Source organism: Malonomonas rubra (genome assembly GCF_003247215.1).
Taxonomy (GTDB): Bacteria; Desulfobacterota; Desulfuromonadia; order Desulfuromonadales; family Geopsychrobacteraceae; genus Malonomonas; species Malonomonas rubra_A.
This window is the reverse complement of the sequence record NZ_QKAP01000140.1, coordinates 1-15,735: the sequence shown is the minus strand read 5'-3', so window position 1 is coordinate 15,735 and position 15,735 is coordinate 1. Positions and strand designations below refer to the sequence as shown.

Sequence of the window (15,735 nt, the reverse complement as noted above, 5' to 3'; positions counted from 1 at the left end):
AGGGTGAGGCTTCCCAGATAACGTGTCGCGATCCAGAGTTGGTTAGCGTAGTAATTGTAGGCGGTAAAGATGTTCATCCCTTTGTGGGAAAGGGTGTGGAGCCGGTCGAGAAAACCGATAAACAGGTAGCCGATGCTGATAAACAGAAGATAGCGGTTCCTTTGGTAATCGGGGGAATAGATCGCAATTACGAAAATCGTGCTGGCGACAATGATGCTGAAAATTTCAGCAAGGTTGTGGAACGGCAGGTAGTGAATCTTACTGGTGAAATAGAGGCCGATCGGTGCGCCAAACAATAACACTCGGTTGATTTGTTTTTCTGTTGAGATGCCAGAGAGCACATGCCACCTTATTTGGTACGTAAATTGAAAACGGATTGGTATTTGAGCCCACGGTATGGTTTCTTTGTTGCTCTTGTAAATCTTGTAAACTTTAGCGTGGCTTGAGCGTATTTCAACGGTTTCCTGCCGCGAATTTGTTCGGGCTGCTTTTTCAACAACCGGGACGCTGTGTGTGGTATCGTGCCGCATATTTCGAAAGGGTTTGGAAATGCAGCAACCGGTAAAATTTGTTGAAATTTTTTCTGACGGGGCCTGTTCGGGAAACCCGGGGCCTGGCGGATATGGCACCATCCTGCGTTACGGTGATCATGTCAAGGAGCTTTCCGGCTACGATCCCGAGACCACCAATAACCGCATGGAACTGCTCGGTGCCATCGCCGGACTGGAGGCTTTGAAGCATTCCTGTCGGGTTCGCGTGACGACAGACTCCCAGTATCTGGTCAAGGGGGTCACCGAGTGGGTCGACGGGTGGCAGCGCAAAGGTTGGAAAAATTCGAAGAAGGAAGAGGTCGCCAATCGCGATCTTTGGGAGCGTTTACTTTCAGTGGCGGCGAATCATCAGGTCGAATGGGTCTGGGTTCGAGGGCATGCTGGTCACGAAGAAAACGAGCGTTGTGATGAGTTGGCCCGGGCGGCCATTAATTTGGCTGACGGTTAGGACTTCACCTGCAATGAAATGAGCGTCTGACGCTTTTTTGTGCAAGTCTTGTGATAGACTTTGCTTTTGCCCAACACTTTTTATGTATTTGGTTTTGTTTGGTGTGTGGAGAACCTCTTGTCTGGTGTCGAATCTACTTCTACCGCTGTAGCTACGGCCGGAGCACCTGCCCCCGAGGCTGTTTTGACCCTCGGGCTGTATGCTCTGATTGCAACCGGTCTGATCTTGCTGCTGATGTTGCTGGCCCGTTATCTGGGGCAGAGAACCTCTTCAGAGGTAAAGGATCAGGCTTACGAGTCGGCAATTCTGCCGACCGGTGACTCCCGTCTGCGCTTGCCGGTTCCTTTCTACCTGGTTGCCATTTTCTTCATCGTTTTTGATCTGGAAGCTGTGTTTGTCGTTTCCTGGGCGGTTGCATACGATCTACTCGGCTGGGCCGGTTTCTGGCAGATTACTTTTTTCATTGTGATCCTTTTTCTCGGTCTGGTTTACCTGTGGAAGATGGGTGGACTGGAATGGACCGGCTCTGGTGATCGCGAGCGGGTTTGGGCCAGGAGGCGCGGATGAACGAAAAATTGCCGCAGGGTGTTATCCTGACCAAACTGGACGACCTGATCAATTGGGGACGCAAGAACAGCCTCTGGCCAATGTTCTTTGGTCTCTCCTGTTGTTTCGTCGAGATGATGACCAGTATGACCTCGCGTCATGACTTGGCTCGTTTTGGTGCCGAGGTTTTGCGGGGTACTCCGCGCGAAGCGGATTTGATGATCATTTCTGGGACGCCGTTTAAGAAGATGGGGGCATCGATTCTGCGGGTCTATGAACAGATGCCGAACCCCAAGTGGGTCATGTCTATGGGCAGCTGCGCCAACTCCGGTGGCATGTACGATGTCTACAGTGTCATTCAGGGGGTTAATCAGCTTCTGCCGGTCGACGTCTATGTTCCCGGCTGCCCGCCACGCCCGGAAGCCTTCCTGCATGGTCTGCTTGAATTGCAGAAAAAGATCGTCAACGAAGAACAGCCGGCCCGCAAGGTGCTAGGCCTGCCGGGGGGCAGCGAGGGGACGATTGTACCGCCGCTGGTTGACGGCGTGACCAAGAGCCGCGACACCCGTGGACCAGGTTATCAATCCTGCCCGATCCGTGGTAGCGTACAACAGGAACCTGTTTTTCCCGGAGATCGCACCAAGGTTAATTGGCGACCGCCGCAACCGAAGCAGGTTTTCCCCGATCACACTGAGCAACTCTACCGCGAGGTCGAAGAACGTTTCGCCGGGCAGGTGGAGCGCGATCCCCTCTCGGCCGATATGCCGGTGCTGACTGTGAAGCCGGAACTGTTGCGCGAGCTGCTTAGCTTCCTCAAGCATGAAACCAGCCAGAAATACCGGCGCCTGGAGGATCTGACTGCAGTCGACGAGAGTCAGCGCCAGCTGCGTCCCGACCATCGGTTCACGCTGGTTTATCACCTGTTGACGTTCGAAAACCCCGGTTATCTGAGGATAAAGGTACCTTTGCCGGAAAAGTCGCCGGAAGCCCCCAGTATCACCAATATCTGGCCGTCGGCCGGTTGGTACGAACGGGAAGTCTACGACATGTTTGGCATCCGGTTCACTGGACATGCTGACCTGCGGCGGATTCTGATGCCACCGGAGTGGGACGGCCATCCGCTGCGCAAGGAATATCCGGGGCGGGCGACCGAGATGCCGGCCTATACTGCCGATGATGCAGCAGTCTATGTTCCTCTCGATGGCGACAAGCTGGTTCCCCTCGAAGGGGCTGATGACGGCACCATGGTCCTTAATATGGGGCCGCACCACCCTGGCACTCACGGGGTTTTGCGGATCGTGCTGCGGATGAATGGTGAACAGATCACCGACATGGATGTAGATCTCGGTTACCATCACCGCGGTGCTGAAAAGATCGGTGAGCGCCAGCATTGGGCGCAGTACATCCCCTATACCGACCGGATAGACTATATTTCTGGGGTGCAGAACAACCTCGCCTACCTGAATTCGCTGGAAACGCTGCTCGGCGTGCAGGTGCCGAAGCGTGCCGAATACGCGCGGGTAATGCTCTGCGAACTGTTCCGTATCGTCAACCATCTGGTCTGGCTCGGATCTTTTGCCCACGATGTTGGCGCCATGACCCCGGTCTTTTACTGCTTCGAGGCGCGGGAAAAAATCTTCGAGATTATGGAGATGATCACCGGCGGGCGAATGCACCCGGCCTGGTTCCGCATCGGCGGCTTGCCTCTCGACCTGCCGGATGGCTGGAAACAGAAGGTCGAATGGTTCACCAAGGATTTCGCCAAGCAGATCGACGAACTCAGCAACATGCTGACCGACGGAGCGATCTTCCGCGCCCGAACCGAAGGGGTCGGGCCAGTAACCTTGGAAGAGGCGATCGACTGGGGCTTCAGCGGTCCGAACCTGCGCGCTTGTGGGATGGAATGGGATCTGCGTCGGGCGATGCCGTACTGCGGCTACGAGAACTTCGATTTCGAGGTGCCGACTGCTAAGGGCGGTGATTGCTTCGCCCGTTACATCGTACGTCTTGAAGAGTTGCGTCAGTCGTTGCGGATCGTCAAGCAAGCCTGCAGTCAAATGCCGGAAGGACGCTGGATGTGTGACGATTACCGCTACTGTTACCCGCAGCGGCAGGATGGCCTGCAAGACATTGAGAGCCTGATTCATCACTTCGTCAACGTCAGCAACGGCCCTGCGGCGCCGTTCGGTGAATGCTACCGGGCCACTGAATCAAGCAAAGGCGAGTGTGGTTACTACCTGGTCAGCGACGGCGGCAGTAACGCCTACCGCTGCCGAATCCGCACCCCGTCGTTTGCACATATGCAGGCAATGTCGTGGATCTGTCAGGGAGTACTCGTCTCTGATCTGATAGCAAATATCGGATCGATCGACTTTATACTCGCTGATTTGGACAGATAGCGTGATTTGCTAAACAGTTCAAAAATTTGTTTTCTTAATTTTTGAACGACGCTTAATGTTTGAACGGAATGTGCCAATTTAAAAAGGACTGATATGGCGCAGGAAGAGAAAATAGATTCGATCGGCTTGCTCGATGAAAACGAGCTGGCCTACTTCGTCGCTCATGCCAACGAGCTGGAACACCCGCGCGAAATGGTGATCGATGTGCTGCGGGCGATCCAGAAAAACCATGGCTGGGTACCGGATGAAGGGGTTGAGTTGACCGCGACGATTCTCCGGCTGGAACCGATCGAAGTCGAAGAGGTGGCAACCTTCTACGACAAGATTTTCCGTCGCCCGGTCGGTCGTTATCCGATTCATGTCTGCGATTCGATCTGTTGTTGGAGTAACGGTGGCCAAGAACTGGCCGAACAGTTCAAGCAGCAGCTCGGTATCGAGTTCGGACAGACCACCGAGGATGGATTGTTCACCTTGCTGCCGAGTTGCTGTCTCGGTGTTTGCGGCTGCGCGCCGGCAGTGATGATCCATCAACAGCATTACGGCCCGTTGAGCCGGGAAGATGTTGGCGAGTTGATTAACCGTTTGCGGCGGGAGGCGTCTGCGTGAGTACCCTACAGCTGCTGTTCAAGAATCGTCGAGCCGGTGAAACGGTATTCATGACCGGCTACAAGGCTACCGGGGGCTATCAGGCGCTGGAGAAGGCGCTGACCAAAATGAGCCCGGAAGAGATCCGCACGCTGGTCAAGGAGTCAGGCTTGCGTGGGCGCGGCGGGGCCGGTTTTCCGACCGGCGTGAAGTGGGGCTTCTTTCCTGCCGATGCTCCCGGGCCGAAGTACTTGGTCTGCAACTGTGACGAGATGGAGCCGGGAACCTATAAGGATGGCGAACTGCTGGCGGCCGATCCGCACCAACTGGTCGAGGGGATGATTCTCTCCGCTTTCGCGTTGCAGACCGGGGTTGGCTACATCTTTATTCGCTATGCCTATGAGCAGCAGGCTGGTTATCTGCGCAAAGCGATCGAGGAGGCGAAAACGGCCGGTTACATCGGCAAAAATATTTTTGGCAGCGGCTTCGATTTTGAACTGTATGTACACGGCAGCGCCGGACGCTACATCCTAGGCGAGGAAACTGCGCTGCTCAATGGTCTCGAGGGTAAGCGGCCGAATCCGCGGATGAAACCGCCATTTCCGGCGACCCGCGGTCTGTTCGGCCGCCCGACTACGGTCAATAACGTCGAGACAATCGCCAATATCCCCCACATCGTCAGCGGCGGGGCCCTATGGTTCCGTGACCTGGCGTTGACGCCAGGGAGTTCAGGAACCAAGCTGTACGGTTTGTCGGGACATTTCAACGTTAACGAATGTTTCGAGCTGCCGGTCGGAATCCCGTTGCGAGAGATCGTCGAGAACTACGGTGGCGGCATCCGCGGTGGGCGCAAGTTCAAAGCCTGCCTACCGGGCGGGGCCTCGACACCCTATCTGACGGCAGCGCACATGGATGTTGCTCTCGACTTCGACTCTTTGCAGAAGGTCGACAGTCGTTACGGTACCGCCGGGGTGACCGCTTTCGATGACCGGACCTGCATGGTTGCCGCGACCCTCAACCTGATCCAGTTTTTCGCCCGCGAAAGCTGCGGCTGGTGCTCGCCTTGTCGCGACGGGTTGACCATGATGCGTTGGTTGCTGGAAACGATCGATAACGGGCAGGGAACTGTCGAACATCTGGCGATGCTGAAAGACCAGTTGGAAAATATCTCTGGCAACAGCTTCTGCGCCCTCGCCGAGGGAGCGATGGGACCGGTCGCCGGGTTATTGAACCATTTTGAGCAGGAAATCGTTGATCACATTGAAAAGGGGCATTGCCCCTTCAGAAAATAAAATGACGTAGACAAATTATGCCGACACTGACCATCGACAATCAGCAGGTGACCGTCGAAGACGGCACCACCGTACTTGAAGCAGCAGAGCAGTTGGGGATCGTGATCCCGCACTTCTGTTATCACAAAGCGCTGGGTGCGGTCGGGGCCTGCCGGATGTGTGCGGTGACCGTCCATGAAGGGACCTTCAAGGGCCTGAAAATGTCCTGCCTGATCAAGGTGGAGGAGGGGATGGTAGTCACCACCGACGATGCGAAGTCGGTTGTGTTCCGCGAACGGGTCAGTGAGTGGCTGATGCTCAATCATCCGCACGACTGCCCGGTCTGTGACGAGGGTGGCGAGTGCCAGCTCCAGGAAATGACTATCGCCAGCGGCCACGGCGTCCGGCGTTACGAGGGCCAGAAGCGCACCTACAATAATCAGCAGCTCGGGCCCTTTATCGCTCAGGAGATGAACCGTTGCATCCAGTGTTACCGTTGTGTCCGGACCTACAAGGATTACTGCGGCGGCAAAGATTTCGGTGTGATGGGCTCGCGTAACCGGGTCTTTTTCGGTCGTTTCAAGGATGGCCCGTTGGAGAGCGACTTCTCCGGGAATATTGTCGATGCCTGCCCGACCGGGGTTTTCACGGATAAAACTTTTCGTTTTAAGAGCCGCTTTTGGGATCTACAGGAAGCACCGTCGATCTGTCCGCACTGTTCCCTCGGCTGTTCGACGGTTCCGGCCGGTCGTTACGGCGAGCTGCAACGGGTGCGCAGCAGTGTCAATGAGAAGGTCAACGGCTTCTTTATCTGCGACCGCGGCCGTTTCGGCAGCAGCTACGCGAATCACCCCGAGCGTCCACGCCAAGCGAGCCGCGGGCAATGGAAGTTAACGAGAGATGAGGCGTTGGTGCAGCTTGATAGCAAGGTGCGTGAACTGATCAGGCAGCATGGCCCGGAAGCGGTGCTGCTGCTCGGATCCAATCGCGCTAGTCTGGAAACAAACTGGATGCTGCAGCGTTGGGCAGAAAAAATCGGTTGCCGTGCCCCCCTGTTGTCGGCTCATCTGCCACGGCACCTGGCCGCCCAGGTTGCAGCTTTCGACTTGGCTGACCGGCTGGCGTCGTTGGAAAAAATTCGCCAGAGCGACCTGGTGGTACTGTTGGGCGTCGACCCGTTGGCAGAGGCGCCGATGCTAGCAGTTGCATTACGCCAGGCGGTAAAAAAAGGTGGTCAGGTACTGGCGTACGATCCCCGCTCTATCGAGCTGCCGTGCGTATTCGAACAGCAGAGCATGTCGCCACTGCAATTACTCGAACTGCTCGATCAGGATAAGAGTCCTGAGTCAGGGCGGCTGCTCGACTTGCTGAAAAAAGCAGAATCTCCGGTGCTGGTTCCGGGCGGCGATCTGCTCGGTGCCGGTGGTCTGTTGCGGGTGCAGAAGCTGGCAGTCGTTGCTTCGAACCAGACCCGCTCCTGTTTGGTACATCCGGTTCTCGCCGGGCCGAACAGCTTCGGCTGTGGGTTGCTCAGCTTGCCGGAGCAGGATGATCTGCTGACTCAACTGGAGAGTGGGCGGATCAAGATGCTGGTCTGTGTCGAAACCGATCCCTTGCTGGAGGCTCCAAACGGAGAACGGTTCGCTAAGGCGTTGAGTCGTTTGGAAGAGCTGGCTGTCCTCGATTACCTTCCGACGCTGATCAGCGCTCACACCAAGCTGTTTATTCCGACTTCGGCGCCGGTTGAGGCGGCAGGTACTTTTGTCAATAACGAGGGGCGCCAGCAACTGTTTGTTCCGGTGATGGAACCGCGCTTGCCGATCGCCGTAACAGGTTCGGGCAGCCACCCGCCGCGCGAGTTTTTGCCGGAAGCTCCCGGCAGTGATCCGCGTCCTGCTTGGCAGCTGCTGCAACAGTTGCTGGGAGAGGAAGTCGAGCTGGCCCAGCTGCGCGAACGGATGAAAACAGCAGTGCCGCGCCTGATTGATTTTGACAAATTGCAGCCGGGTGGAGTCTTTTGCCGGGTTAGCGATGCTGATGAGCGTAGCTGCTATGCCGATGAAATTTCCGCGCAGCCAGCGGGGAGCCTGCAGCTGGTTGTTTCTCCGGCTCGCTACGGCAGCGATCTGTTGAGTCGGTTTTCCGAGAAATTAAAGCCCCGCTTTACTGATGCCTGCTTGCAGTTGCATCCGCAGGATGCTGCAGAGCGGGGGCTGGATGATGGGATGAAGGTGGCTCTTAAAACCGATTGCGGTGAGTACTATTTGACCCTTCGTTGCGTGGAAGGCGTCGCGACGGGCTGTGCAGTGGTCGAAAACGGGCCAGCTTTCCCCCAATTGGTGCCGGGCGGGAAACTCGGTTTCTGTCAGGTAGCAGCGGGAGGGCGCCATGACTGAGCAGTTGATCATGCTGGCCCTTATCTTAATCAAGCTGGTGTTGGTGTTCGCAGTGGTTTTGTCGATGGCCGCCTATCTGGTGCTGGCCGAACGGAAGCTGCTGGCCCGTATGCAGCTACGCTACGGGCCGAACCGGGCCGGACCGGGCGGTATGATCCAGCCGCTGGCAGATGTAATCAAACTGCTGACGAAAGAGGATTTTATCCCGGCGACCGCCGATCGTGGGCTGTTTCTGCTCGCCCCCGGGCTATCTGCGTTGACTGCACTTTTGACCTTCGCTGTGATTCCGTTCGGACCGACCCTGGAATTGTTCGGTCAAAAACTGCCGATGGTGGTGTGCGACTTGAACATCGGGCTACTCTATTTCCTCGCCTTATCCTCGCTGGCCGGTTACGGGTTGGCGCTCGGAGGCTGGGCTTCGAACTCCAAATATTCGCTGCTTGGCAGTATTCGCGGCCTGTCGCAGCTGATTAGCTACGAGCTGGCGATGGGACTATCGGTGGTGCCGGTGGTGATGATGGCCAAATCCTTCTCACTGACCGACATCGTCATGGCGCAGGCGCAGATTCCGTTCGCCCTGCTCAACCCGCCGGCGTTCCTGATCTTCCTGATCAGTATTTTCGCCGAAAGTAAGCGGACCCCTTTCGATCTGCCGGAAGCGGAAAATGAGCTGGTCGCTGGTTTTCACACAGAGTATTCCGGGATGCGTTTCGGTCTGTTCTTCGTTGGTGAGTATATCAACATGGTGATCCTCAGCTCGATGCTTACGGTGTTGTTTCTCGGCGGCTGGCATGGCCCCTGGCTACCGGGTATCGCCTGGTTCATGATCAAAGTACTGGCGATCTGTTTCCTGTTTATCTGGGTGCGGGGAAGTTTGCCGCGTCTGCGTTACGACCAGTTGATGAATTTCGGCTGGAAGGTGCTGATGCCGTTGGCGCTGCTCAATGTGCTGATTACTGGCGCATGCCTGTTGGGGATGGGATAAGCAATGCCTTTGTTACGTGACATAAAGGGTTTTTTCCCGCCGTTTTGGATCACTCTGCGGAACATGTTCCGGAAACCGGTGACGGTGCAGTATCCGGAGCAGAAGCCGGAGCTGCCGGAGCGCTACCGGGCGCGGCTGGTCCTGACCCGCGACCCGGATGGCGAGGAGCGTTGCGTCGCCTGTCACCTGTGCAGCGGCGCCTGTCCGGTCGACTGCATCTCGATGCAGGCTGCCGAGGCTGACAATGGCCGCCGTTACGCCGCCTGGTTCAGGATCAATTTCACCCGTTGCATCTTCTGTGGGCTTTGCACCGAAGCCTGTCCGACCCTGGCAATCCAGGTTACCAGCGATTTTGAACTTTCCGGGCGCGACCCGCTGAAATTGGTTTACGAGAAAGAGGATCTGTTGGTCGATCATTGTGGAAAGAATGTGGAATACAGTTTTTACCGGCAGACCGGTATCGGTGTTGCCGCCCCGCGTGGTGGTAACCCGAATGAATCGGCTCCGGTCGATGTAAAGGATTTGCTGCCATGATGGCGACATTGACTTTCTATCTGGCCGGCGTGATCGCGGTGATTGCAACACTGCTGGCTATTACGCGCAGCAACCCGGTGCATGCTGTGATCTATCTGGTTAATAGCTTTTTCGCCCTAGCGCTGCTCTTTTACCTGCTCGGCGCGCCGCTGCTGGCGGCGTGGGAACTGATCATATATGCCGGAGCGATCATGGTTCTGTTTTTGTTCATCATCATGATGCTCAAATTGTCGCCAAGTTCTGCCGAAAAAGGGTTGATGGCGACCAGCGGGCAGTGGGTGCCAGTGGTATTATTGGCAGTTGCTCTTGCGGGCTGCACCATGTTGCTGACTGGACTCGATTCGCTGACTGCGCGTGGGATTCCGCGCTGGCACGCGACCCCGCGCGATTTCGGCTACTCCCTGTTCAAGGAGTATGCACTGGCGGTCGAGATCGCCTCTTTCCAACTGTTGTTTGCCGCGGTTGGCGCTTTTTATGTCGGGCGCCCGGATGAGCCGAAAGATTCCAGAGGTGGCGCATGATTGTCCCGTTGGAACATGTGCTGGTGCTCTCGACCGTTCTCTTCACTCTTGGTCTGATCTGCGTGCTGGCGCGCCGCAACCTGATCATGATTCTGATCGGTGTCGAGGTAATGCTCAACGCGGTCGGCCTGTCCTTTGTCGGGGCCTCCGCTTTCTGGCAAAATCTTGATGGCCAGATGATGGTGATTTTTCTGATGGCGATGACCTCCGCCGAAGTGTCGATTTCCCTGGCGATGGTGGTCTATCTGCAGCGGCGGAAAAATTCTGTCGATGTTCGTTCTTTCAATGAGATGAGGGGCTGATGGTTCAGTTACTCGCACTGATAATTCTGCTGCCGCTAAGCGGTGGTGTAATCAATGCCTGCTTCGGCAGGCGACTGGCGCGACCGTTTCCGGCGGTCATCGCCAGCGGAGCGGTGATCGGCAGTTTCCTCGCCAGCCTGGGCGTGCTGCCAGAAGCACAGGCTGGTTTGCGGACGGTTCTCTTTACCTGGATGTCGAGCGGTTCCTTTCAGGCCGATGTCGGCCTGCTGTTCGATCCGCTGGCCGCGGCGATGGTAGTGATGGTGACCGGTGTCGCCAGCCTGATTCATATTTATGCGGCCGGTTACATGGAGGAAGAACGGGATCATGCTCGGTTTTTCGCTCTGCTCAACCTGTTCGTCTTCGCCATGCTGACCATTATTCTAGCCGATAACCTGTTGCTGATGTTCCTCGGCTGGGAAGGGGTCGGCTTTTGTTCCTACGGGTTGATCGGCTTCTGGTATCGCAAGACCGAGAATGCCGATGCCGGCCGCAAGGCTTTTGTCGTCACCCGGGTCGGGGACCTGTTCTTCACCATCGCTGTGCTCTGGCTGTTCGCCCTGCTCGGTACCATCGGTATCGAAGAGATTAACAGCCGGGTGCTGGAACTCGACCCGACTACGGTGACGATTCTTGCCCTGCTGCTGCTCGGCGGAGCCTGTGGCAAGAGCGCCCAGCTGCCGCTGATGAGCTGGCTACCGGACGCGATGGCTGGGCCGACGCCGGTTTCGGCGCTGATTCACGCCGCGACCATGGTTACCGCCGGAGTCTACCTGCTCTGCCGGATGTTTCCCTTGGTCTCCCTCTCTCCCATCGCGATGGCGGCGATCACCCTGGTCGGTACCCTGACCGCGCTTTATGCGGCCACCTGCGCTCTGGCACAGCGGGAAATTAAACGGGTGCTGGCCTTTTCGACCATGAGCCAAGTCGGCTACATGTTTATGGCGGTCGGCCTCGGCAGCGTTTCCGCTGCGATTTTCCACCTGCTGACCCACGCGTTCTTCAAGGCGTTGCTGTTCATGGGGGCGGGCTGCCTGATCCATCTCGCTGGACATGAGAACGATATCTTCCAGATGGGTGGTATGCGCAAATATTCCAAGCCGGTGTTCTGGTTGTTTATTGCCGGCCTGTTCTGTCTGGCCGGGGCCCCCTTGACCGGTGGCTTCTTCTCCAAGGATCTGATCCTGGCGTCGGCATACGCCAAGGGGGATGTTTTCCACTGGGCAATTTACGGTCTGGGGATTTTGACCGCGCTGTTCACCTCCTTTTACAGCTTCCGGCTTGCCTACTTGGTGTTTGCCGGGGAGTATCGCGGCGAAGGGCATCCGCACGGATTGCCGAGATTGATGGTCTGGACCCTGCCACCGTTGGCGCTGTTTGGCCTGGGCGGCGGCTTGCTCAACCTGCCGCATCTGTTCGGCGGACATTTCTGGCTGTCCGGCTGGCTGGGACGGGAAGATTTGCCGCATGTCTCGCATCATAGCGAGTACCTGCTGATCGGCACCGCCGTGGCTGTTTTTCTGCTTGGCTGGCTATTTGCGCACCTGCGTTATCGCAAATATTCCGAACCGTCAAGAAACTCGATCGGAGAATTCCTGCTTTCTGCCTGGAAGGTTGATGCTTTTTACGATCGTCTGTTGGTTCGCCCATTTAACCTGTTCTGTCGTTTCTGCTGGCAAGGCGGAGAAGAGGGACTGATCAACGGCCTGCTCGATGGTCTGGCTTCCGGTAGCCACGGGTGGAGCAAAAGTTTGCGAACTCTGGCCGATGGTAAGATCCCGCGATACCTGCAAGGCTTTGCCTGGGGTTTTCTTTTGATTGTCGGCTGGTTTTTGTTAAAGGCGGTGGCTTGATATGACTTCTGAAACTGCCATGAACTTTCCATTGTTAAGTCTGCTGCTCTGGTTGCCTCTCGGTGGGGTGCTGCTTTGCCTGATATTCCGTAAGTCGGTCGAATCGTGCCGCCTGCTGGCGCTGGCGACCAATCTGCTTGTTTTGGCGATCGGTTTGGGCATTGCTTTTACGGCTGATGCCGGTTCGGGCGGCTGGCTGATCTATGAGGATTATAGCTGGATCGAACAGTTCGGGATCCACTACACACTCGGGATGGATGGCCTTTCGCTGCTACTGGTGCTGCTGACCGCCTTTCTACAGGTGATTGCGGTACTGATCTCCTGGCGGATCGATTACCATCCGGTTTTCTTCTTCTCCCTGATCCTGATGCTGGGAACCGCTTTCATCGGGGTTTTCCTCGCCCTCGACCTGATCCTCTTCTACCTGTTCTGGGAGCTGATGCTGATTCCGATGTTCGCCCTGATCGGTATCTGGGGGCTGGAGCGGCGGGTCTACGCGGCGGTAAAGTTCTTCCTTTTTACTCTGTCCGGTAGCCTGTTGATGCTGCTGGCGATGATCGGTCTTTACCTCTTGCACGGTGAGCAGACCGGGGTCTACACCTTCGCCCTGGAAAGCTTGAAGCAAACCGAGCTGTCGTTGACACAAGAACTGATTTTCTATCTCTGCTTCATGGCCGCGTTTGCCGTCAAGGTGCCCTTGTTCCCGTTCCATGCCTGGTTGCCCGATGCACATCAGCAGGCCCCGGGGGCCGGTTCGGTCGATCTGGCCGGGCTGCTGCTGAAAACCGGTGTTTACGGTATTATCCGCTTTGCGTTTCCGCTGTTTCCGCGGGCAGCGGAGATGTCGTTGCCAGTACTGGCGATACTGGCGTTGTTCGGCCTGTTTTATGCCGCAGCAGTCGCCTATCAGCAACCTGACATCAAGCGGCTGGTCGCTTATTCTTCGGTCTCGCACCTCGGCTTCGTCGTTCTCGGCCTGGCGGCCTGGAACCAGACTGCCTGGGAGGGGAGTATGCTGCTAATGATCAACCACGGTGTAACCAGTGCGGCTATGTTCGTCATGCTGGCTTTGGTTCGGCAGCGCACCGGAAGCAACGAAATCTCCAAGCTGGGGGGCCTCTGGCAGAGCCAGCCGAACCTGTCAGCCTTTTTCCTATTGTTCTCTTTCGCCTCCCTCGGCTTGCCTGGCTTGGCCAACTTCGCCGGGGAAATCCTGATTCTGGTCGGCACCTTCGCCAGCAAGCCGCTCTGGGCGTCAATCGCCGTAGTGGGGGTCTTGATGGCTGCTATATACATGCTGCGGTTGGTGCAATCTGTTATTTGGGGCCCCTGTTGTGAGCCGTTCGAGAAGCAGGATCTGGTCACGCGAGAATGGCTTGTGTTGATTCCGCTGGCCCTGCTGGTAATCTGGCTCGGTTGCTATCCTCAGCCGTTGCTTGATCCGATTCGTGAACCGGTAACGCTGTTGTTGCAGCAGGGAGGTCTGCCATGAGTCTTTTGGAACTGCAGGCCCTGTTACCGCAGCTGTTGATGGTGCTGGGGGGGACCGCGATTCTGATCGTTGGCGCCTGGGTGCGGAGTCGGCGTAGTTGGTTGCTGCTCGGGATGTTTTTGGCCCTTGTTGCGGCGCTGCTTGCCGGAACCCTTGAACCGCCGGTTGCGGAAGTGGCCGGGATGTTCAGTACATCACTTTATGCCCGTTTTTGTACCATCGCCTGGTCGCTGGTGATCGCGGCAACCTTGTTGCTCTCCTGCCGCTATGCCGAGCTGCACCGCTACGGTGGTGGTGAATATACCTCCTTATTGCTGTTTGCTGGAACCGGGATGAGCCTGATGTCGGCGGCGACTTCATTTCTTGGCCTGTTCCTTTCGCTGGAAGCTTTCACACTGGTTCTTTACATTCTAATAGCCTTTAACCGGGTTGATAACCTCGGTGCCGAAGCGGGGCTTAAATATCTGGTGTTCGGCGCGGTGGCGACCGGTTTTATAGCTTTTGGCATCGCGCTGATCTATTCGGCCACCGGGACTCTGCACATTAGTGAGGCATTGAGCGGTTTACCGCTGGATGATGGTCTGCGGCCGCTCGGTTTGGCCGGCTGGGCGTTGCTGTTGGTGGCTATTGGTTTCAAGATTTCCCTAGTGCCGTTCCACTTCTGGACCCCCGATGTTTATCAGGGGGCGCCGGCGCCGATCGGCGGGGTGATGGCGACTGCCGCCAAAGGCGCAGTGTTGACAGCCTTTTTGCCGCTGCTGTCCAGTCTGGGGGGCGCTGCAGTGGAAATCAAGCAGGTGCTCTGGCTGCTGGCGATCGTGACCATGTTGGTCGGGACTTTCTCCGCGTTGACTCAGCGCAACCTGAAGCGGATGCTAGCTTACTCTTCGGTTACCCACATGGGCTATCTGCTGATCGTCTTGTTGATTGGCGGTGCGGATGGCGCGCAATCGATGCTTTTCTATCTGGTGGTTTATTCTTTTGCCACCTTCGGGGCGTTCGGTGTGGTGACCTCGTGGGCGGAGCAGAATGAGGAAATTCAGGATTACGATGACCTCTGCGGCCTCGGTTACCTGCATCCGCGCCGTTCATCGGCACTGGCGCTGTTCCTGCTGTCGTTGGCGGGGATTCCACCGTTAGCTGGCTTCTTCGGTAAGTTCGGGATTTTCCACGCAGCTCTACAGCACGGCTATCTGGATTTGGCGGTCATCGGTGTCCTGGCTTCGCTGATTTCGCTCTACTACTACCTGCGACCGATCATCGTCCTGTTCATGCAGGAGAAAAAGGCGCACCGGTTGCGCTCCGGGAGCGGAGAAGAGTTTGTGCTGCTGGGTGCTTGTTGTGCGGCTATTCTGTTTCTGGGGGTGTACCCAGGTCCGCTGCTCGATTTACTGCGGCAGATCCTCTTCTAGTTTGCTCAACTGAGATTGTATTTCACATCGACGTAGAAGTGGCCCAGGGGAATATCGAACGGAAAGACGATCCGGTCGCTTCATTTAGGGGTGGAGATGCTGTAGCCCTTACCAACAACGGTGGTCGGGAGTGCCAGAGTGATATCTAGATTGTCATCAAGCTGACGCGATTTGGGCCCTCCCGCCAGATGTTGGCAACTTCACTCGTGGTATCACTGACGTCATAGTCGATCTCGTTAACTTTCATTTCCAGCATGGCTCGGGCAATTTCTATCATGATATAGGCGTCGCAGAGGATGTTGATCATCGCCATTAGATCACCGGACAGACCGATGACCGCTGAAAAATGGCTGAAGATCGCTTCCTTGCCGAAGCTGTTTCCCACGATTTAATGGGCGATAAAGAATTCTTCCTGCCACCTATCTCCTCGAATACTGCAT

General features: G+C 56.5%; 15 protein-coding genes. 13 read left to right on the top strand and 2 right to left on the bottom strand.

Going from position 1 to position 15,735, the window contains the following annotated elements:
• The coding region (locus Q7J88_RS14345; RefSeq protein ID WP_303722922.1) for an MASE3 domain-containing protein at window positions 1–341 on the bottom strand (341 nt) is incomplete at its 3' end.
• 208 nt (window positions 342–549) lie between these two features.
• On the opposite strand from Q7J88_RS14345, the gene rnhA reads away from it, so the two are divergent.
• The 13 genes from rnhA to Q7J88_RS14280 all read left to right on the top strand — a co-directional run bounded on the left by rnhA (window position 550) and on the right by Q7J88_RS14280 (window position 15,295).
• Window positions 550–999 carry a ribonuclease HI gene (rnhA, locus tag Q7J88_RS14340; protein WP_303722921.1) on the top strand — a complete coding sequence of 150 codons (450 nt, stop codon included), beginning with the start codon at window positions 550–552 and terminating at the stop codon, window positions 997–999.
• Window positions 1,000–1,182: 183 nt separating this feature from the next.
• A complete protein-coding gene (locus Q7J88_RS14335) occupies window positions 1,183–1,566 on the top strand; it encodes an NADH-quinone oxidoreductase subunit A (protein WP_369682049.1) in 384 nt (127 codons plus the stop codon).
• Complete coding sequence (locus Q7J88_RS14330) at window positions 1,563–3,944, top strand: NADH-quinone oxidoreductase subunit B/C/D (RefSeq protein ID WP_303722919.1); 2,382 nt, start codon at window positions 1,563–1,565, stop codon at window positions 3,942–3,944. Before Q7J88_RS14335 ends, Q7J88_RS14330 begins: the two co-directional genes overlap by 4 nt.
• Before the next feature lie 93 nt (window positions 3,945–4,037).
• The gene (nuoE, locus tag Q7J88_RS14325) at window positions 4,038–4,550 is read left to right on the top strand and encodes an NADH-quinone oxidoreductase subunit NuoE (RefSeq protein WP_303722918.1); all 513 of its coding nucleotides are present in this window, start codon (window positions 4,038–4,040) and stop codon (window positions 4,548–4,550) included.
• On the top strand, window positions 4,547–5,821 hold the full coding sequence (gene nuoF, locus Q7J88_RS14320) for an NADH-quinone oxidoreductase subunit NuoF (RefSeq protein WP_303722917.1): 1,275 nt from the start codon (window positions 4,547–4,549) through the stop codon (window positions 5,819–5,821). Before nuoE ends, nuoF begins: the two co-directional genes overlap by 4 nt.
• Window positions 5,822–5,838: 17 nt before the next feature.
• Window positions 5,839–8,196, top strand: a complete 2,358-nt coding sequence (gene nuoG, locus Q7J88_RS14315) for an NADH-quinone oxidoreductase subunit NuoG (protein WP_303722916.1) — start codon at window positions 5,839–5,841, stop codon at window positions 8,194–8,196.
• The gene (gene nuoH, locus Q7J88_RS14310; RefSeq protein ID WP_303722915.1) at window positions 8,189–9,181 is read left to right on the top strand and encodes an NADH-quinone oxidoreductase subunit NuoH; all 993 of its coding nucleotides are present in this window, start codon (window positions 8,189–8,191) and stop codon (window positions 9,179–9,181) included. Before nuoG ends, nuoH begins: the two co-directional genes overlap by 8 nt.
• A 3-nt stretch (window positions 9,182–9,184) precedes the next feature.
• Entirely contained in the window at window positions 9,185–9,715 is a 531-nt protein-coding gene (gene nuoI, locus Q7J88_RS14305) for an NADH-quinone oxidoreductase subunit NuoI (protein ID WP_303722914.1), read from the top strand.
• A complete protein-coding gene (locus Q7J88_RS14300; protein ID WP_303722913.1) occupies window positions 9,712–10,236 on the top strand; it encodes an NADH-quinone oxidoreductase subunit J in 525 nt (174 codons plus the stop codon). Before nuoI ends, Q7J88_RS14300 begins: the two co-directional genes overlap by 4 nt.
• Window positions 10,233–10,538, top strand: a complete 306-nt coding sequence (gene nuoK / locus Q7J88_RS14295) for an NADH-quinone oxidoreductase subunit NuoK (RefSeq protein ID WP_303722912.1) — start codon at window positions 10,233–10,235, stop codon at window positions 10,536–10,538. Before Q7J88_RS14300 ends, nuoK begins: the two co-directional genes overlap by 4 nt.
• Window positions 10,538–12,391 carry an NADH-quinone oxidoreductase subunit L gene (gene nuoL / locus Q7J88_RS14290; RefSeq protein ID WP_303722911.1) on the top strand — a complete coding sequence of 618 codons (1,854 nt, stop codon included), beginning with the start codon at window positions 10,538–10,540 and terminating at the stop codon, window positions 12,389–12,391. The genes nuoK and nuoL overlap by 1 nt, the downstream gene beginning before the upstream one ends.
• A 1-nt stretch (window position 12,392) precedes the next feature.
• Window positions 12,393–13,883, top strand: coding sequence for a NuoM family protein (locus Q7J88_RS14285; RefSeq protein ID WP_303722910.1), 1,491 nt, complete (start codon window positions 12,393–12,395; stop codon window positions 13,881–13,883).
• On the top strand, window positions 13,880–15,295 hold the full coding sequence (locus tag Q7J88_RS14280; RefSeq protein ID WP_303722909.1) for an NADH-quinone oxidoreductase subunit N: 1,416 nt from the start codon (window positions 13,880–13,882) through the stop codon (window positions 15,293–15,295). The genes Q7J88_RS14285 and Q7J88_RS14280 overlap by 4 nt, the downstream gene beginning before the upstream one ends.
• 145 nt (window positions 15,296–15,440) lie before the next feature.
• Here the strand turns inward: Q7J88_RS14280 and Q7J88_RS14275 are convergent, their stop codons facing one another.
• On the bottom strand, window positions 15,441–15,680 hold the full coding sequence (locus tag Q7J88_RS14275) for a chemotaxis protein CheX (RefSeq protein ID WP_303722908.1): 240 nt from the start codon (window positions 15,678–15,680) through the stop codon (window positions 15,441–15,443).
• Between the last annotated feature and the right edge of the window lie 55 nt (window positions 15,681–15,735).